The organism is Mesorhizobium oxytropidicola (genome assembly GCF_056174625.1).
This window is the reverse complement of the sequence record NZ_CM149692.1, coordinates 6,556,238-6,582,421: the sequence shown is the minus strand read 5'-3', so window position 1 is coordinate 6,582,421 and position 26,184 is coordinate 6,556,238. Positions and strand designations below refer to the sequence as shown.

18 protein-coding genes and 3 pseudogenes are annotated in these 26,184 nt (G+C 62.0%); 14 read left to right on the top strand and 7 right to left on the bottom strand.

Going from position 1 to position 26,184, the window contains the following annotated elements; translation table 11 throughout:
- Positions 1–25: 25 nt before the first annotated feature.
- Both AC0V8S_RS32830 and AC0V8S_RS32825 read left to right on the top strand, forming a co-directional pair.
- Positions 26–871: a transporter substrate-binding domain-containing protein gene (locus AC0V8S_RS32830; protein ID WP_475435695.1), complete on the top strand. Its 846-nt coding sequence runs from the start codon at positions 26–28 to the stop codon at positions 869–871.
- A 66-nt stretch (positions 872–937) separates the two neighbouring features.
- A pseudogene (locus AC0V8S_RS32825) lies at positions 938–2,196 on the top strand (CapA family protein).
- 96 nt (positions 2,197–2,292) lie between these two features.
- On the opposite strand, the gene AC0V8S_RS32820 reads toward AC0V8S_RS32825, so the two are convergent.
- A complete protein-coding gene (locus AC0V8S_RS32820; RefSeq protein ID WP_475435694.1) occupies positions 2,293–3,201 on the bottom strand; it encodes a LysR substrate-binding domain-containing protein in 909 nt (302 codons plus the stop codon).
- Between the two features lie 121 nt (positions 3,202–3,322).
- Between AC0V8S_RS32820 and AC0V8S_RS32815 the strand changes: the two genes are divergently transcribed.
- From AC0V8S_RS32815 to AC0V8S_RS32770, 10 genes and pseudogenes are all read left to right on the top strand, one after another.
- Positions 3,323–4,363 carry an aromatic ring-hydroxylating dioxygenase subunit alpha gene (locus AC0V8S_RS32815; protein ID WP_475435693.1) on the top strand — a complete coding sequence of 347 codons (1,041 nt, stop codon included), beginning with the start codon at positions 3,323–3,325 and terminating at the stop codon, positions 4,361–4,363.
- Positions 4,364–4,368: 5 nt separating this feature from the next.
- Positions 4,369–5,400 carry an FAD-binding oxidoreductase gene (locus AC0V8S_RS32810; RefSeq protein ID WP_475435691.1) on the top strand — a complete coding sequence of 344 codons (1,032 nt, stop codon included), beginning with the start codon at positions 4,369–4,371 and terminating at the stop codon, positions 5,398–5,400.
- Entirely contained in the window at positions 5,333–5,497 is a 165-nt protein-coding gene (locus tag AC0V8S_RS32805) for a 2Fe-2S iron-sulfur cluster-binding protein (RefSeq protein ID WP_475438741.1), read from the top strand. Before AC0V8S_RS32810 ends, AC0V8S_RS32805 begins: the two co-directional genes overlap by 68 nt.
- Before the next feature lie 122 nt (positions 5,498–5,619).
- Positions 5,620–6,663: an aminotransferase class I/II-fold pyridoxal phosphate-dependent enzyme gene (locus AC0V8S_RS32800; protein ID WP_475435689.1), complete on the top strand. Its 1,044-nt coding sequence runs from the start codon at positions 5,620–5,622 to the stop codon at positions 6,661–6,663.
- Positions 6,660–7,144: pseudogene (locus AC0V8S_RS32795) on the top strand (FAD-binding oxidoreductase); the annotation flags it as partial. The gene AC0V8S_RS32800 and the pseudogene AC0V8S_RS32795, both read left to right, overlap by 4 nt.
- Before the next feature lie 42 nt (positions 7,145–7,186).
- Complete coding sequence (locus AC0V8S_RS32790) at positions 7,187–8,155, top strand: FAD-binding oxidoreductase (protein WP_475438740.1); 969 nt, start codon at positions 7,187–7,189, stop codon at positions 8,153–8,155.
- A 115-nt stretch (positions 8,156–8,270) separates the two neighbouring features.
- Positions 8,271–10,196, top strand: a complete 1,926-nt coding sequence (locus tag AC0V8S_RS32785) for a DUF2817 domain-containing protein (protein WP_475438739.1) — start codon at positions 8,271–8,273, stop codon at positions 10,194–10,196.
- A gap of 80 nt (positions 10,197–10,276) precedes the next feature.
- A complete protein-coding gene (locus tag AC0V8S_RS32780; protein ID WP_475435688.1) occupies positions 10,277–11,074 on the top strand; it encodes a transporter substrate-binding domain-containing protein in 798 nt (265 codons plus the stop codon).
- 147 nt (positions 11,075–11,221) lie between these two features.
- Positions 11,222–11,929: an ABC transporter permease gene (locus AC0V8S_RS32775; protein WP_475435686.1), complete on the top strand. Its 708-nt coding sequence runs from the start codon at positions 11,222–11,224 to the stop codon at positions 11,927–11,929.
- Positions 11,930–11,933: 4 nt separating this feature from the next.
- On the top strand, positions 11,934–12,662 hold the full coding sequence (locus AC0V8S_RS32770) for an ABC transporter permease (RefSeq protein ID WP_475435684.1): 729 nt from the start codon (positions 11,934–11,936) through the stop codon (positions 12,660–12,662).
- A gap of 124 nt (positions 12,663–12,786) precedes the next feature.
- Here the strand turns inward: AC0V8S_RS32770 and AC0V8S_RS32765 are convergent.
- Together AC0V8S_RS32765 and AC0V8S_RS32760 are read right to left on the bottom strand one after the other, a co-directional pair.
- Positions 12,787–13,038, bottom strand: a pseudogene (locus AC0V8S_RS32765) (SDR family NAD(P)-dependent oxidoreductase); the annotation flags it as partial.
- Between the two features lie 115 nt (positions 13,039–13,153).
- The gene (locus tag AC0V8S_RS32760; protein ID WP_475435682.1) at positions 13,154–15,454 is read right to left on the bottom strand and encodes a mechanosensitive ion channel family protein; all 2,301 of its coding nucleotides are present in this window, start codon (positions 15,452–15,454) and stop codon (positions 13,154–13,156) included.
- Between the two features lie 401 nt (positions 15,455–15,855).
- On the opposite strand from AC0V8S_RS32760, the gene AC0V8S_RS32755 reads away from it, so the two are divergent.
- Positions 15,856–17,988 carry an SAM-dependent methyltransferase gene (locus tag AC0V8S_RS32755; RefSeq protein ID WP_475435680.1) on the top strand — a complete coding sequence of 711 codons (2,133 nt, stop codon included), beginning with the start codon at positions 15,856–15,858 and terminating at the stop codon, positions 17,986–17,988.
- A gap of 6 nt (positions 17,989–17,994) precedes the next feature.
- Here AC0V8S_RS32755 and AC0V8S_RS32750 read toward each other — a convergent pair whose 3' ends face one another.
- Both AC0V8S_RS32750 and AC0V8S_RS32745 read right to left on the bottom strand, forming a co-directional pair.
- Entirely contained in the window at positions 17,995–18,675 is a 681-nt protein-coding gene (locus AC0V8S_RS32750; RefSeq protein WP_183465167.1) for a redoxin domain-containing protein, read from the bottom strand.
- Positions 18,676–18,693: 18 nt separating this feature from the next.
- Complete coding sequence (locus tag AC0V8S_RS32745; RefSeq protein WP_475438738.1) at positions 18,694–21,987, bottom strand: adenylate/guanylate cyclase domain-containing protein; 3,294 nt, start codon at positions 21,985–21,987, stop codon at positions 18,694–18,696.
- Between the two features lie 240 nt (positions 21,988–22,227).
- Here AC0V8S_RS32745 and AC0V8S_RS32740 point away from each other — a divergent pair, with 240 nt between their 5' ends.
- Positions 22,228–23,997, top strand: coding sequence for an adenylate/guanylate cyclase domain-containing protein (locus AC0V8S_RS32740; RefSeq protein ID WP_475435678.1), 1,770 nt, complete (start codon positions 22,228–22,230; stop codon positions 23,995–23,997).
- A gap of 62 nt (positions 23,998–24,059) precedes the next feature.
- Here AC0V8S_RS32740 and AC0V8S_RS32735 read toward each other — a convergent pair whose 3' ends face one another.
- Both AC0V8S_RS32735 and AC0V8S_RS32730 read right to left on the bottom strand, forming a co-directional pair.
- Complete coding sequence (locus AC0V8S_RS32735) at positions 24,060–25,445, bottom strand: hypothetical protein (protein ID WP_475435677.1); 1,386 nt, start codon at positions 25,443–25,445, stop codon at positions 24,060–24,062.
- A gap of 92 nt (positions 25,446–25,537) precedes the next feature.
- Complete coding sequence (locus tag AC0V8S_RS32730; protein WP_183456730.1) at positions 25,538–26,056, bottom strand: GNAT family N-acetyltransferase; 519 nt, start codon at positions 26,054–26,056, stop codon at positions 25,538–25,540.
- Positions 26,057–26,184 lie beyond the last annotated feature (128 nt).

Sequence of the window (26,184 nt, the reverse complement as noted above, 5' to 3'; positions counted from 1 at the left end):
CCAAACCAACAAGAAGGGGAATGACATGAAACGACATCTGACCTGCGCCCTCGCGGCTCTGCTGCTGGTTGCCGGCCTCGCCCATGCCGGAGAGCGCACGGCGATCACGATTGCCTCGGAAGGGGCCTCACCACCGTGGGACTATATCGACAAGAACGGCGCGCTCGCCGGCTTCGACATCGACGTCGGCAACGAACTCTGCGCCCGGATCAAACTGCAATGCACCTTCGTCGCCCAGGACTGGGACGGCATCATCCCCGGTCTTCTGGTGATGAAGTACGATGCGATCATCGCCGGCATGTCGATCACCGAAAAGCGCAAGAAATCGATCGCCTTCTCCATTCCCTATGCCGCGGCGCCGAACCAGATCGTCATGCGCCGGGGGCTCGGCCTGCCGCCCAGTGACATCAATGCGAAACTGAATCTGACGGACATCGACACGGCGAAGAAGGAAACCATCGAAAAACTGAGAGAGAACCTGAAGGGGAGGACCCTTGGCGTCCTTCGCTCGTCCAATTCGGAGGCGGTCGTCCGGGAACTCTTCGGCGATGTTGCGGAGGTGCGCAGCTATGACAGCCAGGAGAATCTCAAACTCGACCTTACGTCCGAACGCATCGACGGAGGCTTGGGAGACCGTCTGGTGTGGAAGCAGTTCCTCGACACGCCGGAGGGGAAGGCGGTCGAGTTTTTCGGCCCGCAGCTTTCAGGTGGCACCTGGGGTCCCGGCGTCGGCGTCGGCCTTCGCAAGGAGGATACCGATCTCGCCGAAGCCCTCGACAAGGCCATCGAAGCGAGCGTCAAGGACGGCGCGATCGGCAAGATCAGCCTGAAGTGGTTCGGCGTGGATATTTCCCCGCAAACCGGGAAGTGACTGCCCCCGGCTCCTTCCGGCGGCCTGAGGGCCGCCACCCCTAATTCATCTCCAGGGTACGCTATAATGTCTTCACCGTTCACGCTTGTTCTGACCGGACAATCTCTCATCCATCATGATGTTCGGCAGGTCTCGGACGCTGGATTTACCGCGATCAAGGCGCTGATCCGGCAGGCTGATATCGCCTTCACGAATTTCGAGACGACGGTTTTCGGCCGGCATGGAGGATGGCCGATGAAGGGTTCCTACTTCGGCTGTTCGGCACCCGTGGTGCTGGATGCGCTGAAGGACATCGGCTTCAACGCCTTGGCGCTCTCCAACAACCACGCCTTCGACCTCGGCCCACCTGGCGTTCTGTCGACGCTCGAAGAGGTGGCGGAGAGAGGGTTCCTTCACGCCGGCATCGGTGTCGATGCCACGGATGCGCGTCGGCCGGGAGTGAAAACCTTCGGCACGAGACGGGTGGCGCTTGTCGCAATGGATGCGGGACCCGGCCCGGCGACCATGTACGCGGCCGACGCGACGGACCGACGTCCTGCTAGGCCGGGCGTGAATGGGCTCGACGTCTCGAGGCGATTTGACGTCGATCCCAAGGTGTTTGCAAACCTGACCGGCATTCAGGACATCTTCCAAAGCAGTCCAATGGAACAGGGCAACTATGCCCAGCCGCACGATCCGCCTGAACTTCAGTCCGCAGACGAGATCGATTTTTACGGAACGATCTTTTGCCGATCCTCGACGAACAGGCGCCGGATCCTGGTGGACGAGGCGAGCCTGCAAAATCACCTCTCGGCGATCCGCCAGGCCGCCGCGGAGGGTGCCTTCGTCATCGCCTACCTCCACCATCATCATTGGGAACCGAACTGGCGGGAGGTTCCAGCATGGGTTCAGTCGCTTGCGCGCGCCTGTGTCGATGCCGGGCAGGCGTGTTCGTCAGTCACGGCGCTCCCGTCCTGCAGCCCGTGGAGACCTATCGCGGCGCGCCGATCTTCTTCGGGCTGGGTAATTTCCTCTTCCATCTCAATGAAGGCGAAGTGGTATGGAGCGCGCCGGATGTTTGGAAGAGCATGGTGGCGACGTGCCGCTTCGATGCCGATGCCCGGCTGCAGTCGATCGACTTCCTTCCCATCATCATAGGCGGCGAGCAGCTGCTGGGCGCCAAAAATTATCATGAGCGCATCATTCCAGTTCCGGCGTCGGAAACGCTGGGAGCCGAGATGATCAAGGACTTGGCGGCCCGCTCGCGGGCGCACGGAGTGTCGATCGACGTCGAGGGGACTGACGAAATAATAGGTGGCCGTTTACGAGCCGAGGGCTCGCTTTGAAGCGCCGGTAAGCGGCTGCACACGACGATGCGCTGCACGAGGCTATTGGTGCGCTTGATCAGATCGTCGCCGAGGGCATCGGTTTCAGGAACGTGCTCAAGAAGCATCCAGCCGCTTGGAGATTGAAACGACCCAAGCACGCAGTTCCGGCCCGAATGGCTTGTCCAGCGCCGCACGATCCCAGGCAAGGAAATAGGCACCGGGCAGTCGCACGCGCTCGTTGAACGGCACGATCAGCCGGCCGGATGCAATGTCCTCTGCGGCCATGGACAATTGAGCAAGGACAAAGCCTTTTCCATTGATCGCGGCGTCGATCGCGGCACTCGACAATGAGAACGCCACTTCACCGGAAGTCCTCCGGTGCGACGCACCAATCCCGTGCGCCCACTCCGCCCAGCTCGGCGGTGATTGATGGTCCCGTGCCCATTCTATGCCGAGCAGGGGAAAATCAAGGATATCCGAGGGCCTCTTCAAGGGGCGGTTGGCCAGCAACCCAGGCGCGCAGGCGGGGACCACCCAGTCCGTGAACAACTCGGCGTAGTGATCGAACTCATGAACCTTCGCGCCGTACGAGATCCGGAAATCCACCTGGTCATCACCAAAACGCGGCTCTTGCTCGGCGCCGATCAGCCGCACGGTCGCTCCGGCATGGACCGTCTGCCAATCCAGAAGCCGTGGCGCCAGCCATTTGCTGGCAAGCGAAGGCAGACAAGAGATGGTGAGCGCGCTTTCCGAACGCGCCCGCTCGACAATGTGCTGCGCGTCGCGAAGCTGTTCGAAGCCTGAAGAAACGGCCGCGTGATAGGTTCGCCCCCAGGACGTCAGCGCGACACTCCTGCCACGGCGTTCAAGCAAGCTGAGGCCGAGCGCATCTTCGGCCTTGCGGATTTGCTGGCTGACCGCACCGACGGAAACGCCAAGCTCTTCGGCGGCGGCGGTAACGCTGCCGCGTCGGCCGAAAGCCTCGAAGGCCTCGATCGCACGGAGGGGGAGCGCTTTCTTCACCTGGGGACAATCCTGGGGTCGGTTTGTTTTAGCATTTCTAAAATAGAACGCAGATGCAAGCCCTTTGTCGCTCCCTGCCCGAGAGCTATCAGTCTGGCGATCGCAAGCTCGGGAGGACGCCATGTTTCTTCGAAATTGTTGGTACGTAGCGGCATGGGACGCGGAGGTCGGCGAGGGGCTCAAGCCTGTGCGCATCCTCGGCGAAGATATCGTCCTCTATCGCAAGACCGACGGCGTCGTGGCCGCACTTGAGGATGCCTGCCCGCATCGCAAGTTGCCGCTGTCTATGGGTCGCATCAAGGGCGATATGGTCGAGTGCGGCTATCACGGGCTGACTTTTGACAGCACCGGAACCTGCACCCGCGTGCCCGGGGCGGAAAAGATACCCCATGTGGCCTGCGTGCGTTCCTATCCGATTGCCGAGCGCTACGGCCTGCTGTGGGTCTGGATGGGCGAGCCGCAGAAGGCCGATCCCGCCTTGATCTTCGAAGTCGACCACTGGGGCGATCCGGCATGGGGCGTCAATCGCGGCGAGTCGATGACGCTCGATTGCAACTACCTCTACATGACTGACAATTTGCTGGATCCGTCGCACGTCTCCTGGGTCCATCAGTCGTCTTTTGGCGGTGTCCCGGCGATGGAAGACGTGCCGCTCGAGACCACCGTGGGCCCGGACGGGGTGACGGTGTGGCGCTGGATGGTGGATGTCGAGCCAGCGCCATTCTACGCGCCGTTCCTGAAGTTCTCAGGCCATTGCGACCGCAAGCAGCACTACGAAGTGCGCTACCCCAGCAACGCCATCATCAAGGCCATCTTCGTGCCCGCCCGTACCGGTGGCGAAGGCAAGCCGTACCATGAGGATGTATTCCTCATGGACAGCTACAACTTCATGACGCCCGTCGATGAGAACCAGACGAAATACTACTGGTTCCAGATGCGCAACTTCGCGCCCGCCGACCAGGAGGTCTCGCGCCAGTTCGCCACATCGGTGCGCGGGGCATTCGACGAAGACCGCGCTGTCTTGAATGCCGTGCACAAAGGCATGGCCAACAAACGGACACCCAATCTCGATCTCAAGATCGATGTCGGACCGATGCGCTTTCGTCGCAATCTTTCAAAACTCATTGCCGCCGAAAGCCAGCAATTGGCCGCGGCCGAATGAGCTCATTGTCCGCCCGCGCAAGTGTGGAACGAAGCGGGTTTCGCGACCTGAAAGTCGTCGCGAAGGTCAGGGAGAGCGCGATCATCACATCGTTCCTCCTCGAACCGGTGCAGGCGCAGGGCTGGCGGCCGTACCAGCCGGGCCAGTTCCTGGTGTTCCGCATTCCCGCTTCGAAGCAAGCGGCGGGCGCAAAGGACTATGTGCTGCGAAACTACAGCGTCTCCGGCCCGCCGAGCGTCGTCGGCACTTACCGGATCAGCGTCAAGCGGGAGGCCCCGCCCAAGGCGGGCTTACCAGCCGGGCTGAGTTCCTGCTTCCTGCACGACCAGATCGAAGTGGGCGATGTCCTGTCGGCCGAAGGGCCGCGCGGCGATTTCGTTCTCGACACCGGCAGCAGCCGGCCCGTTGTCCTGCTCAGTGGTGGTGTCGGCCTGACGCCGATGGTTTCGATGCTGCACGCCCTTTCATCGACACCGGATCCTTCGATATCGGATCGTCGGGTGGTCTTCATCCACGCCTGCGAGAACGGGGACGTTCATGCATTGCGCGACGAGGTGTCGGCCTTGGCGGCCACACGGCCCGGCGTCACGGTTCACTTCTGCTATCGCTCACCGACGGAGCGCGACAAATCGGACCGGAAATTCCACAGCGAGGGCCTGGTTTCGCGCGAAATGCTCCAGCGTCTTTTGCCGCTCGACGACTACGACTTCTACCTCTGCGGTCCGCCGCCTTTCATGCAAGCTGTCTACGCGATCGTGCGGGACCTTGGCGTGCCGAAAGCGCGCGTCGCCTACGAGTTTTTTCGGCCCGGCCACGGTGCTCGATGTCGCGCAGACACCTGCCATGGCCCCACCAAGGGTGGAGATCGAGCCAGACGGCAAAGCCGTTGCGGTCGAGTTCCGGAAATCGGGGATCAAGGCTGCATGGGACGGTGTGTCATCCCTGCTCGAATTCGCCGAGGAGCAAGGCCTGGAACCGGAATTCAGCTGCCGCGCCGGCGTCTGCGGCACGTGCAAGTCGCGGCTGATCAGCGGTGAGGTCAGCTATTTCGAAGAGCCGCTCGACGAGCTTGAGCCAGGGGAAGTGTTGCTGTGCTGCTCCAAGCCGCGCGGATCTGTCGTCCTGGATATCTGATGGATGCCATCCGCCGAAAGAGCGTATCGGAAAGGACGTCTGGATTGGAAAATTCGCGCACATCAAAGTCAAAACTTCTCTTCAATCCGTATGTCGCCTCGTTGCCTCCATACAATGCGGGCATGAACATTGCGGTGGCGCGCACGCTCAGCGGTCGCCAGGACATCGCCCGGCTGGCCAGCAATGAGAATCCCGACGGCTGTTCTCCAACTGTCATGAAGGCGCTTGCATCGCCGTCGTTCGAGCCGTGGCGCTATGCCGATCCGGCCTGCACGGAGTTGCGTGCGGCACTTGGCGAGAAAGTGGCGATCGACCCGGGTCTGATCGTTGTCGGCAACGGATCGGAGGAAATGATCGCTGCGATTTCGCGCGCCATACTCTCGCCCGGCGCCTGCGTTGTCACGACGGTGCCGAGCTTTGGTCTGCACGAAATCGAGCCCCTGGCGGTCGGCGCCAAGGTGGCCAAGATTCCCATGACCGCCGAAATGGGATTTGATCTGCGCGCACTCGAAGCCGCGATCGCTGAGGAGCCGAGGATCGTTTTCATCTCATCGCCCTGGAATCCCGTGGGACCAGGCCTCGACCACGCCGCCCTGCAACGCCTCATTGCAGCCGTTCGGCCTGGAACGCTCTTTGTTCTCGACGAGGCTTATTTCGAGTTCTCCGATCCGGGCGCGCCCGACGGCATCGAAATCTTGCGAGACAGCGACATCGACTATGTCGTCCTTCGGACATTTTCCAAAGCCTATGGCCTGGCCGGACTGCGCGTCGGTTATGCCCTGTGTTCCAGCGTTGAACTGGCGGCGGTGATTGCCGCCGCGAAAACGCCGTTCAACGTCAACGGGGCGGCACAGATCGCGGCCATCGCCGCGCTGGCTGACGAAGGCTGGATGAGAGCGTCGGCCAGCGGCGTAAGAGCAGAGCGGGAGCGTGTCGCGGCGGCACTTGCCGGGCTCGGCTTCCGGGTCGCGCCGTCGCAGACCAATTTCCTTTTCTTCGATTGCAACGGCGACAGTGCGCGCCTTGCGGCCTCGCTGCTTGGGCAGGGGATCATCGTCAAGGCATGGCGCGAAAACGGGTATGAGCGCTATATCCGCGTCACAATCGGCTCGCCTGCCGACAATGACCGGCTGATCGCAACCCTTCAGGGGCTGGCAGGCCAATGAACGCCGCCGCGGTCGCAAGCCATGACGAACGTATCGGCAATTTGGTGCCCCTTCCGCTGATTGAAAGCCTTCGTACCATCGTCGGCACTTCGAACGTGCGTATCGCCGAGGTCTCCGGGACGATCGAACAGGACGCCGCCATCATTGTGTTGCCAGCCTCCACAGATGAGGTTGCCGCGGTCGTTCGTGTCTGCTGCCAGTACGAGATCCCGGTGGTGCCTCTCGGTGGCGGGACGGGTCTTGTCGGGGGAAGCATTTCGCATATTGGCGAGATCGTCCTTTCGACGGCACGCATGAACCGGATCGAACGGCTCGATCCGGTTGAGCGGACTGCAGTCGTCGATGCCGGCGTCACCCTGGAAGAATTGCAAACGGCAGCAGAGTCCATGGTCTGGAACCGGGTATCGATCTGGCCGCGCGGGGCTCCGCGACGATCGGCGGCATGGTGTCCACCAACGCCGGTGGGATGATGGCGTTTCGCAATGGCGTCATGCGCCATCGGATCCTTGGTCTCGAGGCGGTGATGGCGGATGGTTCTGTCTATTGCGACCTCACCAGGGTGGTGAAGAATTCCGCTGGCTATGACCTCAAGCATCTTTTTATCGGCGCCGAAGGAACACTTGGAATAGTGACGCGTGTGGTCGTCAAGCTCGATCCTTCGCCCAAGGCAACCGCTACCGCGCTTTTCGGGCTGCCTTCTGTCGAGGCCGCTCTCGAAACCATCCGTATGGCGTTTCAATCCAGCGTCGGGCATTTGCGCGCCGCCGAGGCAATGTGGAATACCTACTTTAGGCTGGCGACCTCGGCGTATGGCTGGTCAGAACCCGGTGTTGCGCTCGACCAGCCGATATTCCTCCTGCTGTCGCTTGGTGGCGCCCGCCAAGATGCCCTTCATGAGGATTTCGAACGCCTCTTTTGCGAAACCGTCGAGCGCTTTCCGGAGGCGACAGGCATCATCGCCAGCTCGCGACGGCAGGAAGACGATCTGTGGCGGCTGCGTGAAGACAGCAGCGTTCTCTACCGCGCCCACCCGAACGCACCATCGTTCGACGTGTCCGTGCCCTTGTCGGAAATTCCGGACTATCTCGAAAAGGCCCTCGCTGGCCTTGTCGCGATCGAACCCGATCTTGTCCCGTATGTTTTCGGGCATCTCGCGGATGGCAATTTGCACATCATCCTGAACCGTCAGGGCCCGCTCCCCGAACGTATGGCAGAAGCGGTCGAGCGCGTTCTCTATGACGGCCTGCGGGAGCTTGGCGGCTCCTTTTCCGCCGAGCACGGTATCGGGTCCAAGCGCATCCATTCGCTCCTGGCAACAGCCGACCAGACCAAGCTCGCCACGATGGAACGGATCAAGAAGGCGCTGGACGGTCAGTCACTCATGAACCCTGACAAGGTACTGCCTGGCCATGGTTGGTTCGTCCGTTGTCCCGGACCGCCTGCTTCCGAAGTGCGCCGATCGCAACGTCAAAACGAGACCGCCAATGACTAGCCCCATCGCGAAATTGCATGGAACGGACAAGTTGGCCGAAGCTGTTGACCGTTTTGAAGGGGCCACGGCGCGGCACGATCATACGACGCAGCCATACGCCGCCAGCTTCTCGGCGATGCGTGACAGATTCCGCAGGGCGGCGCAGCGCGCGGGCGCGGAATTGTCCGAATATGTCCATCCGTTGCATGGGCCGGATGGTGAGGTCCTTACGACCGATGTCGCGCTGTTGGGGCGGCGCGACGCGCAAAAACTGATCGTGCTCATTTCGGGTACCCATGGCGTGGAGGGCCCATTCGGCTCTGCCTGCCAGACGGCCTGGCTCAGCCAGAAAAGCCCATGGAAGCTGGACGCGGAAACGGCCGTCCTGGCAATCCACCTCATCAACCCCTGGGGAACGGCGTGGTCGCGTCGTGTCAACGAGGACAACGTCGATCTCAATCGCAACTTTATCGATTGGTCCGGCGGCACACCACCTGAGAACGATAGCTATGCCGGCCTCCACCACATGCTGGCCTACAGGGAATGGGAAGGACCGGATCGCACAGCTGCCGACGAGAAACTTCTTGCCACCAGAACAAGGCTTGGACAAGCCGGGCTGGCAGCCATCGTCGAAGCCGGTCAGTACGAATTTCCCGACGGACTGTTTTATGGCGGCGCCGGCCCCGTCTGGTCGAACCGGACGTTGACCGACATCCTGTCGACTTTTGCCGACGGCGCGCGCCATGCCGTCGTCTTCGACTTGCACACGGGTGCCGGACCCTATGCCTATCCAGCCCTGCTTTCGGTGGCCGGTTCCGAGCATCCCGGCATGGCCTGGGGCAAGTCCGTTTTCGGACCGACGCTGGCCACGGTCATCACCGGACCCGATGCGACGACCAGCACCGGCATCGCCGCGACCGCGACCGGTTATGTCTCCGAGGCCGTCGTCAGGGCCATGCCGCACGCGCGGGTGCTGCCGCTCGTGGTGGAATGCGGTACGCTGGACGGAGCCGCCGTCATGGATGCCGTCCAGGCCGACAACTGGCTGCATCTTTTCGGCCGGATCGATTCCGCCATCGGCAAACGGATCAAGGCAACGCTGCGCGGTGCTTTCATCCCCGACGATCCGGATTGGCAGCGGACCTGCCTGTCCACCAGCCTGCGATACTTCGATCGCGCGTTGACGGAGTTGCAGGCCGTCGAAGTGGCGGAAAGCAAGCCCGGCCAGAGCGGACAGACGCTGTCATCGGACAGTATTGCCGTGGCGGGTCACGTTCCCGCGACCGCGGCGAAGGTCACGATACCAGCCGTGCAAATCGAAGACCTGCACAAGAGATTCGGTCCTCTTCTGGTGTTGAAAGGCGTCAATCTCACCGCCCACGCAGGCGAGGTGATTTCGATGATCGGTTCGTCTGGATCGGGCAAGAGCACGTTTCTGCGCTGCATCAATCTGCTGGAACAGCCGGACGGCGGTAAGGTCGCCATCGACGGCGAAGTCATCAAGATGAAGCAACTGTCGAACGGTCGTGCCGGACCCGCCGACATGGCGCAGGTCGAACGGATTCGTGCCCGCGTCGGCATGGTGTTTCAGAGCTTCAATCTCTGGCCGCACATGACTGTGCTGGAAAACATCATCGAGGCCCCCCGGTATGTCTTGAAAGAACCGCGCGAGAAGGCTGTCGACCACGCTCATGCCCTGCTGAAGAAGGTCGGGCTTTCCGACAAGCACGCGCATTATCCCGGCCAGTTGTCGGGAGGCCAGCAGCAGCGTGCCGCGATTGCCCGGACGCTCGCGATGCGCCCCAAGGTCATCCTTTTCGACGAACCGACATCGGCGCTCGACCCCGAACTGGTCGGCGAGGTGCTGCGGGTGATCCGGCAGTTGGCCGAGGAAGGCAACACGATGATCCTCGTGACGCACGAGATGCAGTTCGCGCGCGAGGTCTCCCACAAGATTCTGTTTCTCCACCAGGGAAAGGTGGAGGAGGAGGGCGCGCCGGCGGAGCTGTTTGGCAGTCCGCGCTCGGAGCGTCTGCGCCAGTTCCTGGCCCGGACGCTATGAGCGTAAGGCGCACCCTCGAAGCCTCCAGCAAGTGCCGGGGCAAGTCTACCAAAAATGAACATCAACAAGGGGAACTGACTATGAAATTGAAAGTCTTGTCATTGCTCGCATGTCTTGCGGCAAGCACAGGAAGTGCGTTTGCCGCGGAAGGGGAGCTGTCCATCGGCACGGAGGGCGCGTATCCGCCATGGAGCATGTCCGACGCCAGCGGCAACGTAACCGGTTTCGACGCGGATGTCGGCGCTTTGCTCTGCACCAAGCTTGAGGTGAAGTGCCATTTCGTCGTGCAGGCTTTCGACGGCCTCATCCCCGCGCTGAAGGCCAAGCGCTTCGATGTCATCATCTCGGGGATGTCGATCACCGCCGACCGCAAGAAAGAGATCAATTTCAGCGTTGGCTACGCCGAACTCGCCAACATGTTCGTCGCCCCGAAGGGCTCGGATCTTGCAGGCGTCACCGACGTCGACACGCTGCTGAAATCTCTCGCGGGCAAGAAGGTCGGCGTGCAGGCCGGCACGACCCACGCCCACTTCCTCGAGAAGCGTGCGCCGGATGCCGATCTGAAGACCTACGACACACTTGACCAGATGCAGATCGATCTGGCGAGCGGCCGGATCGACGCGGCCTTTGCCGATCAATCCGCCCTGCAGGACTTCCTGGACAAGCCCGACGGCAAGAACTTCCAGCTGGTCGGCGTGCAGATCAAGAGCACCTTCGACCCGACGCTCGGCGAAGGCATCGGCGTCGGCATCGCGCAGGAAAACACCGAACTCAAGGCCAAGATCGACAAGGCGCTTTGCGCACTGATCGCCGATGGATCGGTCGGCAACGCCAGCAAGAAATGGTTCAAGACGGATATTTCCAGACCTTGCAACTGACGCCGCTCAACTCGCGATATCGCATGCGCCAGATAGGCGCATGCGAAGTATCGGCGCGGGGCTGCTTTGAGAAAATGAGCCGGGCGCCGGCCAATGCAGGCCAAATCAAGCCTCGTTTCGTTCGCATTCGGGAATAGAGCAACACAGATGGAATTCGGTCTCTGGCAGGTTTGGGAAGCTGGTTGGGTGACCGCCATTCTGCGCGGTGCTGCCGTGACGATCGCGGTAGGCTTGTCCAGTATGGTCGCAGGGCTGCTGATTGGCGTTGTCTGTGGTCTGATCAAATGGGCCAGGATATTTCCGCTCTCGCTCCTCGTGGACGGATATACGTCCGTGGTGCGAGGCGTTCCCGAGCTGCTCGTTATCTACCTTCTGTTTTTCAGTTCGGTTGAATTCGTCACGAAGGTCATCACGGCTTTCGGCTACGCCGGGCTGGCGGAGAGCGGCTATGCATTCGTCATCGCTGTGATCGCCATAGGGGCGATCTCGGGCGCCTACTCGACCGAGGTGATCCGGGGCGCATTGGCATCGATCCCCAACGGGCACATCGAGGCCGCGCGTGCCCTTGGCCTATCCGGGGGCCGTATCTTCCGCCGCATCATAGCCCCGCAGATGCTGCGCATAGCTGTTCCAGGCATAAACAATGTCTGGCAGACCACGATCAAGGACACTGCCCTGGTTTCAGTGGTTGGGCTTCAGGAACTGATGCGCATTTCCTACATCGGCGCGAACTCCACACGCCATCCGTTTATCTTTTATCTGATCGCGGCAGTCGTCTATCTGCTCATCACGCTTGTCAGCCAGGCCGGCTTCGATGGGGTCGAACGCCTGCTTCGGCTGCGGGCGAGGAGGTAGGACCATGGAACTCATCCAGCTTGCGGTTCCGGTTCTCCTCAAAGGCCTGTGGGTCACGGTCGCGCTGGCGCTGGTCTCGGTGCTCATAGGCTTCAATCTCGGCCTGGGACTGGCGCTGATGAGGCTGTCGTCAAATGCTTTCGCGGCCGGCTTTGCCAAGTATTACAGCAATGTCTTTCGCGGCACGCCGCTGCTGGTCCAGATATTCATCTTCTACTACGGCCTCGGCAAGGTCAGCCTGATCAGGGACAACGCCGTTCTGTGGTGGGTGATCAGCGATGGTTCGCGCTGCGCCGTGCTGGCGTTGGCGCTCAACACCGCAGCTTACACGTCCGAGATCCTGCGCGGAGGGCTGATGTCGGTCCCGGCGGGCCTGGTCGAAGCAGCCCAGGCTTGCGGCATGTCGCGGATACTGCGCTTTCGCCGCATCGAGTTCCCGCTCGCGATACGCCAGGCGCTGCCGGCCTATGGCAACGAGCTTATTCTCGTCGTCAAGGGGACAAGCCTGGCCTCCACGATCACCGTGCTGGAAATCACCGGCTATGCCAAGCGGCTCATGAGCCAGACCTTCGCGATCTTCGAGATTTTCGCAATTGCGGGGGTCTTGTACCTGGTCGTCAACCTGTTGCTGATCGCGATCATCCGCTCGATAGAGCGGTACCTCATGAGGCACGAAGCACAGGCCCGCCAGGGCATTTCCACGCCGCGCATCGACGGATCGGCGGTGGTTTAGAGAACGACCCGTAAACCGCCATGGCGATGGATTTGCGACGGACAAATGCCCTGGTTGGAGCGGTGACGGTCCTTTTCGAGACGGCCCGAGCGCGCCGTGGACCGTCGCAAGGGGGCCAAAATCGTCAGGATGTGAACACACCGCCGGTGACGTTGGTGCCTTGACCTGTCATGAACCGCGCTGCGTCCGAAACCAGAAATGCAACCACCCTGGCGACGTCGTCCGGTTCTTCCAGGCGCCCTAACGGGGTCTGGGCGATGTAGCTGTCGGTAACCTCTTGAGGTGTCATCCCTCGCAGCTTTGCTTCCCAGATGACTTCACGCTCCTGTATGCCGGTGCGCACAAATCCGGGGCGGACGGCGTTTACGCGAATGCCTACTGGCATGTAGCGTTTGACGCCAACGCCGCGTCCAACGGACCTCCGGCATACTGCCGACCGAATCTTTCAGAGTACCGTCAGGGGGTTCGGTGAGGCTCGTGACGCTACTTTCCTACTCCGTTGTAGTGCTCTTCTTTCTGCGGCGATTGGTGTGCGACTGCGCGACGGCCATTCTTAACTCGGGCGTGATCTCCAAAGGCGCATTCTCTGCCTCATGCGGGTTCTGCAGCCCCTGGACGTGGACGGTGGGGAATGGGAGTTCGATGCCCTGCTCCTTGAAGGCTTGGCGGAGGCGTAAAAAGAATCTGCCTTTCATACTGAAGGCACCTCCCGGCCTGGTTGTGACCTTGACCCTCAACACGATGCCGTACTCGCCGAACTCCTGTACGCCCTGCATCTTGATCGGTTCGATCACCCAGTGTTTGAATTCTGGATCTTCCGCCAGTTCGAGGCCTATCCGCTTGATCAGCTTGCGCGCGAGCTCGATATCGGTGTCGTAGCCAACGGTGACGTTGAATTTGTCGGTGACCCAGTCGCGGCTCTGGTTCTGCACCGCCCCGAGTTCGCCGAAAGGTATCGTGAACAGCGGGCCACGATGGTGGCGCAGCTTCACCGAGCGCAGCGAAAAGCTCTCCACCGTACCCCTGTAGCTGCCCGATGAAATGTATTCGCCGACACGAAAAGCATCGTCGAGCAGATAAAACACGCCCGAGATCACATCCTTGACGATGGTTTGTGCGCCAAAACCCACGGCGACGCCGACGACGCCAGCGCCGGCGATCAGCGGGCCGATCTGGATTCCAATCGAGGCGAGCATCATCAGCACCGCCATCACGATGATCACGGCGAGCAGAATGTTCTGGATGATCGGCAACAGCGTGTGCAGCCGCGCCTGATGCGGATCGAGGGTCAGGATGTCCTCATCGCCGATCACCGCATGCGGTGTGTGGATGCCCAGCTTTCGTTCGATCAAGGCTTTGATGATCGACCAGCCGAAATCGGCGGCAAGCGCAATGACCACGACATTGATCAAGCCGCTCAATATGAGCATGGTCGTCGTATCGCTCTCCCGCATGGATTGCATGTCCAGGCCCCAGACACGCGCGAGAAAGTAAGCCGCCGCCAGGATCAAGATCATCCGGATACCGCGATCGATGACTGCGATCGTCACCGCCGGGATCGTCGGCCGGCCAGCATCTTCCGAACCCGGCCGCAGGACGAAATTAACCCCACGCTGCGTCAGCACGATTGCCAAGGGCAGGACGAATGCGGCGAAGGTAAACCAGAACCATGTATACAGGCCGGCGATGCGCTCCAGGAACAGAACGACGAAATAAGCAGTCAATAACCAGGTCACGCCCACATGACCGCTGCGGTGCGCGCCATCCGCCGCCCTTCTTGGTCGTCGCCAAACGGCAAGCAGCCACAGAAAAAGCATCACGAAATCGGCGCCCAGAGACAGGACCATCATTCCGTCCCGATCGATACCGAGACCCGGCAAGAGGTTAAAGGCGGCGGCGAAGAAGGCGAAGACACCGACGATCCGCGGTAGCCAATAGAACCAATGGTCAGCCGTTTCGTTGGTGATCGGCAAGGCACGAACCTCGACGGCGTTCTCGACCTTCATGAAGGAAGGGACGAGAATGGCCAAAACGTAAGTGCGCACACCCCATGTGAAGACTGCAGCCATCAGAAATGTCAGCACAATCTCGCGGATCAGCATTGGCCAGTCGAACAGCATGAACGCGCCGGCGCTGCCCAGTGCGAACGAGACGATCAGCAGGCTGGAATAAAGCAGGCGGCCGCCAATCTTCTTGGCTCGCCCGATGGGCGTATCCTTCGATTGGGCGATGATCCAAAGACGAAATGGGCGGGTGAGCTTGTATGTCGCCCAAGTGAGAGCCAGGCCGGCAGCGATGAATATCGTAATCAGCACCAATACGCCGGCAGGCCCTTTGCTGGACATATCCTCCATGGTCTGTGCCCGAACGCGCGCAAACTGGCCTGGCAGCAAGGGCAAAGTTCGCACGATTCTCTCGATATGATGCTTGATCCGATCGAGCGTCGAGGATGCCATCGTATTCATCTGGGCTGGTGCGGCCACGGCGCCGGACGATGCGTCGGCCGGCGAAGCGCCGGCCTCGGCAGGTGCTGCCGTTGATCCGGCGTCCTGTTTTCGTTGTTCGGCCACCCAGGCCTTCACTGACGGATCGTCGAGAAGCTCGAACAGCTGTTTGACCCTCTCAGGCGGGACGGTCGCCGGTGACTGTGCCTGTGTCGGGCCAGCCAACAGGAGAGCGATCCCAAAGACGAGCGGCGTGGCGATCAGGACAAACATCGCCGTCAGATCTGCGAGACGCCACGCCGGGCGCGCCAGGTTCCTGGCTCCCAATCGTCGAATCATGAGTGGCATCGTGCTGTAACCTTCCGGCCAAATCGGCGAGCGACGACATCTATGTCCGTCGTTGCTCCTACCTTGAACAAGCCGATGTTGTGGTGCAAGACGTCATCAGCTCAGGCTAGACCGTTGCGCCGGATACTTGGCGGTGTCTACTAGCCGCAGGGGCAGGGCATTTCGGTCTCGACCCGGCCTCCGGGCGTTCCATGACCGGGCTCGGTGATTCCGGGCGCAGAACGCCGGCACCAGGATCCCAGGCCCATACTATGAGAGCGTGAGCGCTTGCCATTCAGCCCTGTCACCAAGTCTTTTGCCTGTCTCTAATTCGCCCCGACCTTGACAGAGCAGTGCTGCCAGCCGATGCCGTCATCCGTTTTTGACATTCGCCGACTCTTGCCGAAGAAAACGAAAGCTCGATGGCCAAGGACAATGCGAACGGCGGTACCGCTTCCGAAGCCCTTGCGTGGACCGCGTTGTGGAATGCCGCGTCGGATTGCGGCAGCGGCTCGCGCCCGATCAACCCACAGTCCCTGCGCGCGCTGCCGGCAGGGCGGAAAGGGGTGCGCAAGGCCGCCAAGGTGATCTTCGATGGGCTTATGGCGGGAAGCCTGTCGGCGCCAGCGCAATTGGCTGCCAGGTGGGACAGGTTCGGCGGGGCCATCACCGCGTTGATCGTCGAACTCGGCAAGATCTGGGGCGATCCCGCAGCGGGTCGCCGCGTCCAGTATCTCCTTGAGCAAATGCTTCTCGACGTCGACGACCTTGCCGCGCCGCGCAGACTGGCACTGACACTTGGAATTCGCGTCGACACTCAAAATCCGACCTCGACCGAACTTCCAGAAGGGGTAGATCAGATCTACGCCTGGCTGATGGTGGACGGCCAGGTCGAGGCTCGCGTGCAGTTCGGCGCACTCGGGACTGTGACAAGGCGTCATTGGATTGAATTGCCCCCCGATTTCGTGCCCCCAGAGCGGCTTACACACCGGTCTGATCGGGACAGCCACTTCGGCAAACTCGCGCGATTGGCCGCACAAGCGCAGGAGCTGGTCCGGTCGAGCGCCGAGCCTATAGAGCCTCTTCCAGCGCTGCGCCGTGCACCGGCCGCGGATGGGCACGACAATGATCGCACGTCGTTCTGGGATCGCCATTTCGCGACTGAGGATCCCTGGAAGTACGGTTCTCCCTATGAGCAGGAAAAATATGAGCGGCAGCTCGAAATTCTGCCTGCTGGTGCCATCGGACGGGCGCTTGAGCTGGCCTGCGCGGAGGGCCACTTCACGCGGCAGCTGGCGCCGCGAGTGGGCCATTTGACCGCAACTGACATCTCGGCCGTAGCCATCGGGCGGGCGCGGACGCGATGCGGCGATCAGCCGAATGTCGAGTTCGGCGTGCTGGATTTCTCAGCCGATACGCTGCCGGGCGAGATGGATCTGATCGTCTGTTCGGAAGTGCTCTACTACCTGGATGATCTCGCCGAGTTGCGGCGCGTCGCTAAAAAACTCGCCGAGGCGTTGGCGCCTGGCGGCAGTTTCATCAGCGCGCATGCATTCGTGCTGCGTGACAATGTTGAAAGGACGGGCTTCGACTGGAACACATTCGGTGCACAAGCGATCTCAGAGGCACTGGCAGCGACCGAAGGCCTCGTCCTCGAGCAATCGATCCAGACCGAGCTTTATCGCATAGACCGCTTCCGCCGCCTGTCACCAGATGAGGTGGCGGCGGAACCGAGGATTGATCATGTGCCGATCCGCGCGCCCATCGAAATCGGGGTTGCGCGAAAAATCGTCTGGGGCGGGGCGCGGGCCTTGCGCCGCGACGTCGCCCGCAGCGAGCGGCGGCAGCGTGTCCCTGTCCTCATGTATCACAGCATCGCCGATGATGGTCCGGCCGCGCTCGCCCGTTTTCGGTGTACGCCCGCCCTATTCGGCAGCCAGATGGCATGGCTGCGCGCCAATGGCTTTCACGCGATTGCGTCCGAGCAGCTGGAATGGTCCATCGCCAACCGTGAGCCTTTCGCTGGCCGCCCGGTGCTCATCACCTTCGATGACGGCTTCCAGAACTTTGCCGACCATGCCTGGCCGATCTTGCGCGCCAACGACCTGACCGCGGAGGTGTTCCTGGTGACGGACCTGGTGGGTGAAAGTGCACGGTGGGACGCCCACAGCGGTCCGCCGACGCCGCTTATGGACGCCGGGACGGTGCGACGCCTCGCTGGCGAGGGTGCCTTCTTCGGAAGCCATATGGCGACGCATCGCGCGATCGATGGTCTGTCGAGCTCTGACCTGGCCGCCGAGCTCCTGCGCTCCCGTATGTTCATCGAACGGTGGACTGGCCGGCCGACCACGGCGTTCGCGGCACCCTTCTCTGTCACCGACCGACGGCTTGGCCGGCTGGCCAGGGAGTGCGGCTACCGGATCGGCTTCGGCGGCAGACACGGGCCGGCGGGCCTCGATGGCGATCCCATCGACCTTCCACGCATTGAGATCCGCGGGGATCGCTCGCTCGATGACTTTGTTGCCATTGTCGAGGCCGTGCTCGATGAACGGTGAACTTGTCTACTGGGCGACTTGCGACACGGCCGACATCAGCTCCCGTGGGTTTGGCGCCCCAAACATGTATCGCCCGCCCTCCGGAACCTCCGTGAAGCTCCAGCGCACGATCCCCTGCCGGTCCAGCAGGAACTGACCGACCAGTTGTCCGTGTCCCGTTGCCATCATCTGCTCGTCGGCTTCGGTCACTTCGTAGGGGTCCTTCTTCTCTAGGAACTCGCCGGCCGCAAAAGGATCCATTGGGCCGGGCAGCACGCCTGGTATGTCGACCCGCAAGCCCTTTGCCGCTGCCATCGCGACCTTGTACGGCCAGTTCGTCTCGTTTTCGGTGAATTCGAGATTGGGCAGTCCAAAAGCACGATGTGAAGCGCGTTCGGGGTCGGAAGCCGCAAGCAGATTCGGCATCGGGTGGTAGCGGAAATAGAGACGCGCCCGCTCGATCGGCGTGTTGACCACCGTCAGGCTCTCCACACCCTTTTCGCGCAGCTCCGGATCAAGCCGCGCTTGGGCGGCTATATGGCGCCGGCAAAACGCGCAATGCAGACCTCGAAACAGGCCGACCAGCACTGGCTTTTGTCCACGAAAGTCGTCAAGGGCGATCTTGCCTTCCTGGGTAATGGCGTCGAGTACCACGTTCGGCGCGCGGTCACCCGGTTGAAGCGGTACCAAGTCACTAGGCGCGGACATTTCAACCTCCAATCCCGGCTAGTCGAGAAAAGGCAGCACCACGAGCGATTCCGGGTCGAGCCCGTGCTGGGCGCATATATCCTGCGCCAGGGAAAAGTAGCGTTCGGCCTCGGCCAGGTTGTCGAGGTCGAGATTAAGCGTTGCCAGGCCATCATAGCATGGAAACAGCAGTTGGGGTTCGCCCGTTTCGCGGGCCACGTCCAGCGCGTCGTGGAACAACCCAACCGCCAGTTCCGGACGGCCGTTGCATTGGTGGATCTGCCCCAGCACGATCAACGGCACCGGCAGGTGCTCGCGCTGGTCGAGTGCCCGGTCGATCTCGATGGCCTTCTCTGCGGCAGGCACGCCCTCTGTCGGACAGCGATCCGTGAAGGTACAGCAGGCGACCGCCAGATTGGCCAGCAGGCGCGCCTGGAAGCCCAAATCACCGATACGGCGCGCCACGTCGAGACCGCGCCGACAGACTTCGATCGCCCGTGCCGGATCGATGGTCGTATAAAGCACGCCGAGATTGGTGTAGCCACGGCAGGCCGCGCCCAGCAGACCGGCGGCTTCGGCCAATTCGATGCTGCGCTCAACCTGACGCACGGCCTCATGGTTTCGCCCAAGGCGAGCCAGCGCGACAGCCTTGGTATTGAGTGCCTCCGCGGTCACGAGAGTGGCATCTCGCCCCACCTCGGAGACATGCTCCGTTGTCAGGCTGCCTACGCAATCCAGCGCCGCGTCCGCCCATTTTGCCGCGAGAGCATGATCTCCGCTGCGGAAGGCCTGCCGGCCACGCTCTTGCCAGAGATACGCCTGCTCGACCGGGGCATCCGCTCCCTCGAGGAGCGCTGCCGCTTCGGCGTAGCGGGATTCTGCGTTGTCCCGCTTACCGACGTCCCAGAGCAGCCGGCCAATCTTGCGCAAAACGCGCGCCGAGGCGACATGATCGGCTGACTCGCGGTATGCCTGCAGCACCGTCTCGTAGTGCTGGTGCGCGATTTCGCGGCGGCCTGCCGGGCCGCTCAAATCGGCAATGCGCTCTGCAATTGCCAGTTTGAGCGGTGTTTGCCCGATCGCGCCCAAGGCAGTCAGTGCTCGCTCGTAGAGACGAAGGGCGTCGTCATTGGCGTATATCATGCGAGCGCGATCGCCCGCCGCCTGGAGGTGATGCGCGCCTCTCTCCCGCTCAGCACTCAGTGCGAAATGATGACCGAGCACGGTCAAATCCTCGAGCCGTTCCGGCTTGTCGCCGTACAGTTGCTCCAAGGCAGCACCGACCCGCCCGTGGATGTCGGTCCGGCGTTGCAGGAGCAGATTCTGGTAGATTACGTCCTGGAGCAATGTTTGCGTGAAGCGGTAGCTTTGCGACGAGACCGAGCCTGATCCGGCAACTTCCTCGATGATCTCCGCATCGCAAAGCAGTTCGCAGCCGGCTTCCAGCCGGCCGGGGTCGGCCGTCACGGTTTTCAGAAGTGTGGCATCGAAGCGCGGGCCGATTACCGCGGCTTCCTGGGCCAACCGGCGCACCTCTTGGGGCAGCCGGTCGACGCGGGCAAGCAACATTGCCTGGATGGTGGCGGGAATGTCGGTTGCGACTTCGCCCGCCGCAGTCCGCCATCGCTGACCCTCGCGTATCAGTGCACCGCGATCGATAAGGCCGCGAACGATCTCCTCTACAAAAAGCGGGTTGCCGCCCGCACGCTCGAGGATCTGGTCGAGAAGCCTTCCTGCGGAGTTTACCCAGCTCTCGCCGAGAAGCGCCGCCAGCAGGCTGCGTCCGTCATCCCTGTTGAGCGGAGAAAGCCTGAGCGCTGTGTGACTGACCCGACTTGAGTCGAGCTGGCCGTTGTCAGGCCCCGGACGATGCGTGACCAGCAACATCAACCGCGTGCGCTCCAACTTGTCCATGACGAAACGGAGTGCCTCGAGCGACACGGCGTCGGCCCAGTGCAGGTCTTCGACGACAATCAACAGGGGCGACAACGCAAGCCGCCGTTCGATGATTGTGCGGACGGCGTAGAGAATTTGCCGCCGCAACTGCTCGGGCTCGACATGCTGCAAGGTGGCATCGGGGTCGCCAAGGCCAAGCACATGGTAGAGCAAAGGCATCAGCCGCTTCGCTTCTTCGCCCTGCAGGCCGAGATCGGCAAGCAAGTCTGCGAGCTTCCCCCGCATCTCGTCCCCATTGTCGTTTTGCATCATCCCGGCAGCACTGCGCACCACCGCGCCCAAGGCGCCGAATGATTGTTCGCCCAGCGGTGAGCAGGTGGCCTGCCGCACGGCGACGTTGCGAAAACGATCCTCGTCGCCGACGCGGGCGACGAACTCCTTGACCAGCCGCGATTTCCCGATACCGGCTTCTCCGACGAGGCGGACAAGTTGGGCCGAGCCGGCGCAAGCCTGGTCAAGGCTCGCCAGCATTCTGTGGAGCTCCGCACCACGTCCTATTATCGGCGCGCTGAGGCCGAGTGCCTCGAGCCCACGCGCTGCACGCGGCGCCGCAAGCGGTGCATCCAGTCGATGGACGAGCACACTGCCAGCCTTGCCGCGAAGCACGACATCACCCAGCGGTTCGTAAGAGAAGGCATGCCGGGTCAGTCTGTGTGTGAGCTCGCCTACCAGAACCTCACCCGGTGCGGCCAACGATTGCAGGCGTTGCGCCGTATTCACCGTATCGCCGGTCACTGAATAGGATTTGGCGGTGCCGATGCCCAATCCGCCAGTGACGACCGGTCCGGTGTTTATGCCGATGTGGAGCAACAGAGGCGTGCCGGAGTGGGGGGCGCTTTCGCCGAGCCGCGCCGTCCGGGCGATCATGTCGAGAGCGGCGCGAAGCGCACGTTCCGGATCGTCCTCATGCGCGACCGGCGCACCGAACAAAGCGAGCAGTGCATCGCCGATGAATTTGTCGACGAAACCACCAAAGTTTCGCACGGCCGCCGTCAATTCCTTGAACAGTTCGTTCTGCAGCGCTTGCATGACCTCGGGGTCGAGCTGCTCGCTGAGTGTCGTGAAGCCGCAGAGGTCGGCGAACAGGACCGTTACCGTCCGGCGATCGGCCTCAGAGACGGGATGCAGTCCTTCTTCACTTTCGATGTTCGCAAGCAGAGACGGAGACGGCGGCACAATGGTCCGGCTTGGTGTCGGAGCAGGCCGTTCGACGGCTTTTGCGGGCGCACCGAGGCTTGTCCCGCATTTCGGACAGAACTCGAAATCCGGTGCGCAGAGGTAGCCGCAACTGGCGCATGGCACGGGCTGGCGCCTGCCACACTTCGGACAGAAAGCGAAGCCGCCATCAACCTCGAAACCACAGCCCGAGCAGTCCATAGGACAAGACCTCACTAGGGGCCGTGACGGGGTGATCTCGCTACGCAGTTCACGGCCAGCGTATCCACAAGGATGAACCGATAGACGTCGGCCAGCAAGCGGCAGCTCAAATGGGCACCAGGCGATCGACATGGGCCTGTGGCAGAGCGCTGCCGATGCGGGCGGCTGCGTGGCCGTCGTTTGCGAAAGTTCCCTCTTGCCTCCGTCTTCCTGCTATCGTGGAGATGAGGAGACGGACCCATGAGCGAGAATCGCAAGCTCGCCGCAATCCTGGCTGCAGATGTGGTCGGATACAGCCGGCTCGCAAGCGCGGACGAAGATCGTACTTTGGCGAGGTTGCGGGCACTTCGCAGCGACCTGATCGATCCAATCATCGCAGTGCACAACGGACGTGTGATCAAGCGCACCGGGGATGGGGCGCTGGTTGAGTTCCGCAGTGTGGTGGATGCCGTGCGCTGCGCCATCGAGGTTCAGAATGGTATGGTTGAGCGCAATGCCGGCGTGCCGCAGGACCGCCGCATTGAGTTCAGGATCGGCATTCATCTGGGGGATGTGGTCGAAGAAAGCGACGGCGACCTGATGGGCGATGGCGTCAACATCGCCTCGCGTTTGGAAGGCGTCGCGGCGCCGGGCGCCATTTGCCTGTCCGAGGATGCCTATCGCCAGGTCAGGGCGAGGCTCGACCTCTCGGTCAGTGATCTCGGCAGCACGCAGCTCAAGAACATCGCCGAGCCGATCCGGGTCTATTCGCTGCAAGTCGGCAGTGCCGAGACCAAGGCCGCGACCTCGGTAACCGCGACGAGCCAGCCGGCGACGGCTGCGCCGCCCAAGCTGTCGATCGCTGTCCTGCCGTTCGCCAATATGAGCGGTGACGCCGAACAGGACTACTTCGCCGACGGCATCTCTGAAGACATCATCACGGCGCTGTCCAAACTGTCGCAGCTCTTCGTCATCGCACGCAATTCATCGTTCACCTTCAAGGGCCAGAACGTCCATGTGCAGGAGGTGGGCAAGAAGCTCGGCGTGCGGCATGTGCTTGAGGGCAGCGTCCGCAAGTCGGGGAACAGGGTACGCATCACCGCGCAGCTCATCGATGCAATTTCGGGCGGCCATCTTTGGGCGGAACGGTTCGATCGCGACCTGACCGACATATTCGCCGTGCAGGACGACGTGACACAGCAGATCGTCGATGCGCTGGCGCTCAACCTGACTGATGGCGCCCGTCTGCGGCTGGCGCCGGAGCACCCGCGCAACACGGAGGCGTATGACTGTTTCCTGCGCGGCCGGGAGCTGTGGCATCGGCTGACGAAGGACACGAACGTCGCGGCCCGCGAGCTCTTGCAACGTGCCACCGAGCTGGACCCGAACTTTGCCTCTGCCTACGCTTTCCTTGCCCTCACGCACGGTGTCGATTACCTGAACAGGTGGGGGGTGTCACCGCCGGAATCGATGGCGCAAGCCGAAGAGGTCGCAACGCGGGCGGTAACGCTGGATGACAACGATCCCTGGGCGCACTGGGCGCTGGCGATAGCCAAGCTGTACACACGACGGCACGATGAGGCCATCGACGAGGTCGAGCGCGCACTGGTCCTCAATCCGAACTTCGCCGAAGCGCATGTCTGCCGCGGCGAAACACTTTACTATTCAGGCAGACCCGTGGAGGCCCTTGAGAGTTTCGACCGGGGAAAGACCCTGAACCCCTACTTTCCGGACGTGCTTCTGCACTTCCAGGCTTTGGCGTTGTTTCAACTGGGAAGGTACGACGAGGCCGTCGACCTCTTGCTGCAACGGCTGGCTCGCAATGCTGTCACCGACGTCTCGCGCGCGCTTCTGGCCGCCAGCTACGGCCATCTGGGCCGATTGGAGGAGGCCCGCGCGGCATGGCAGGAGGTGCTTCGCGTCAATCCCGACTATTCGCTGGAATACCGTCGCAAAGTCTTGCCTTACAAGAACTCTGCCGATTTCGAACTCATGGTCGAAGGGCTCCGCAAGGCCGGTGTGGTGCAATGACAAATGAGGCCATGCGGCTGCGCACCAGAAAATCAAACCTGAAGTAAGGCCTGACGCCAGGCTCAGGTCGCCTTGATCCCTGCCTGGCCGATCTTGCGCCACCGGGCGTTTTCGCGAACCAGTTTCAGGTCGTCGGTCGTCTCGGCAAAAGTCCGCAAACGGTATTGCCGGAGCAGGTCCGGGAAGAGCGCCCCCTCCGGCAGGCTGGCAAGCTGCTCGCGGACCGAGATCTTTTCATCGATGACCCGCATGCCCCAGGCATTTTCCCGAACCTGCAGCTCCGCAACCAGATCACGCTCTTCCGGCACGTTTTCGTCCAGCGCGGCCAGCAGGATCTGATGGAAAAGCGCGACATAGCCAATCTGTCTCAGGCCGCCCACAACCCGTACCCGCGGCAATATGGCTAGGACGAGGAACGTCAGGAACAGGTTCGGCAGCAGCAGTCCGTCCAGCAGCGCCTGCTTGAGGTGCGGCCGCTCGAACGGGATGGAAAGACCATGCGGCCTGTCGGGTTCGATCAGGTGCCCGTTCTCGAGGACGAGCTTGCGCACGCGCTGCTCGCGGATGCCCCAGAAATAGTCCGTGGTGTTGGGCAGGAACCTGCCGAAGGGTCCCGATGCGGCCTTTTGCAAGGCATGGTCGAGACGCTGGCGTCTTGCGGGCTCAATCAGCAGCCTGGCAAGAAGGCTGCCGTCATGCTCCAGATGCCGCGCCATGGCGGAAGCGGCGAGCCGATCGTCGATGAAAACCGGCCGGGCCATGTCGGAACGATCCCAACTTGCGACCAGATCCTCATTGAGTTCTGTCAGCGCATCGGCGGCGGTTCCAAACACCTTGTCCTGACTGGCAAGCAGTGTGCCCAGCCAGCGGCTGGCATCCGTTTCATCGCCCACCGCTTCGAGCGCGGGCTTGTTGAGGGAGACGGGACCGGCCGCGCAGGTGCTTTTGCGGCACAGTTTGTGGCGCCCCATGCCAAACAGATTGACCTTGTCGTCGCCGACATCAAGCCATCCCGGCCCTTCCTTGCCTATTGTTTCCATGGTCATTGTCGTTCCCATGAAGCAGAAGAAGGCCGACAGCCCGTTTTCGACAGCGCCGAGCCAGGCAAGGAGGAGGGCATCGAAGGTGATCCGGTCCATCAGAAGCAGGCAGTGCAGGCCGGACTGGACAACCGGTCTGTGCTCGAACTCGTCGAGTGCCTTGCCGATCGCCTCAGGCGGCATGATCGCGCCGAGGCGCTGATGCAGGACTTCGCGCAGGATCGAACGGGCAGCGATCGCCGGCCCCGATGCAGGCCTTGCCAGCGGCCGCCACAGATGGCGGGCGTAATCGGAAACCGGTGCATTCCAGTTTAGCTCGATGTCGCGCACGACTTCAGGGCACAGCCGCGACAGGACAGCCAGAATTTCCGCCGGAGGCGTAGGGGTTGGGTCAGAGACGGCGGTCATCGGTCCCGTCTAGCCGCTTGCGGTGCAAACGCCAAGGGAGACTGGACTTGGTGGATGCGGCCGGCCAGATCATCAACTCGATCAGCCAAGGTTTAGAACCGCAGCCGGGCCATGCTCAGGAGGTCGTGGTACTGCCCGTCGGTAAAACCGGCCTTCACATGCCGGCCTTCAACCTCGAAGCCGTGGCTTGAGTAGAGACGGATGGCCGGTTCGTTGTCGGCATAGACGGTCAATTCGACCCGCTTCAGGGCGCGCCAGTTATCGGCCACGTCAAGCAATGCGCCAAGTATGGCAGAGCCGATGCCCTTGCCGACAAAGCCATCGTCAAGGCCGATATTGATCTCGCCGATATGCGAACGGCGCGGCGAACCCTGCACGACCAGGCTGCCATGGCCGACGACCTTGCCGTCCAACTCGGCGACGATCCAGGTGGTTTCCTGGCCGGACTTGGCGATGCGCCGCTCCACCTGCTCCACCATCTCGAAGGGCATCCTGAGCGTGCCCCAGCGGAAGCCCGGCATGTTGAAGATGGCGCAAAGCGCCTCCGCATCGCTTGGCCGTATGGCGCGGAGCTGCGGCTGGATTTTCTCGGAAGAGGTCGTGCTGGTCATGGCGTTCCCGGCTACAGCAATTCCAGGAAAAGTGTGAGCGGTTTTCCGCCCGGAATTGCGTCAGAACAAAGTGATAGAGCAGTTCGCCGTTTCCTTGAAACGGTGAAATGCTCTAAGGCAATCGGCCC

Excerpts from the sequence above, each read along its gene's own strand:
- AC0V8S_RS32785 (WP_475438739.1), top strand. The coding sequence starts at position 8,271 with ATGCGTGACAGATTCCGCAGGGCGGCGCAGCGCGCGGGCGCGGAATTG.
- AC0V8S_RS32740 (WP_475435678.1), top strand. The coding sequence starts at position 22,228 with ATGAGCGAGAATCGCAAGCTCGCCGCAATCCTGGCTGCAGATGTGGTC.
- AC0V8S_RS32775 (WP_475435686.1), top strand. The coding sequence starts at position 11,222 with ATGGAATTCGGTCTCTGGCAGGTTTGGGAAGCTGGTTGGGTGACCGCC.
- AC0V8S_RS32750 (WP_183465167.1), bottom strand. The coding sequence starts at position 18,675 with ATGTCCGCGCCTAGTGACTTGGTACCGCTTCAACCGGGTGACCGCGCG.
- AC0V8S_RS32790 (WP_475438740.1), top strand. The coding sequence starts at position 7,187 with ATGGCGGATGGTTCTGTCTATTGCGACCTCACCAGGGTGGTGAAGAAT.
- AC0V8S_RS32760 (WP_475435682.1), bottom strand. The coding sequence starts at position 15,454 with ATGCCACTCATGATTCGACGATTGGGAGCCAGGAACCTGGCGCGCCCG.
- AC0V8S_RS32735 (WP_475435677.1), bottom strand. The coding sequence starts at position 25,445 with ATGACCGCCGTCTCTGACCCAACCCCTACGCCTCCGGCGGAAATTCTG.
- AC0V8S_RS32830 (WP_475435695.1), top strand. The coding sequence starts at position 26 with ATGAAACGACATCTGACCTGCGCCCTCGCGGCTCTGCTGCTGGTTGCC.
- AC0V8S_RS32815 (WP_475435693.1), top strand. The coding sequence starts at position 3,323 with ATGTTTCTTCGAAATTGTTGGTACGTAGCGGCATGGGACGCGGAGGTC.
- AC0V8S_RS32730 (WP_183456730.1), bottom strand. The coding sequence starts at position 26,056 with ATGACCAGCACGACCTCTTCCGAGAAAATCCAGCCGCAGCTCCGCGCC.
- AC0V8S_RS32800 (WP_475435689.1), top strand. The coding sequence starts at position 5,620 with ATGAACATTGCGGTGGCGCGCACGCTCAGCGGTCGCCAGGACATCGCC.
- AC0V8S_RS32755 (WP_475435680.1), top strand. The coding sequence starts at position 15,856 with ATGGCCAAGGACAATGCGAACGGCGGTACCGCTTCCGAAGCCCTTGCG.
- AC0V8S_RS32745 (WP_475438738.1), bottom strand. The coding sequence starts at position 21,987 with ATGGACTGCTCGGGCTGTGGTTTCGAGGTTGATGGCGGCTTCGCTTTC.
- AC0V8S_RS32770 (WP_475435684.1), top strand. The coding sequence starts at position 11,934 with ATGGAACTCATCCAGCTTGCGGTTCCGGTTCTCCTCAAAGGCCTGTGG.
- AC0V8S_RS32780 (WP_475435688.1), top strand. The coding sequence starts at position 10,277 with ATGAAATTGAAAGTCTTGTCATTGCTCGCATGTCTTGCGGCAAGCACA.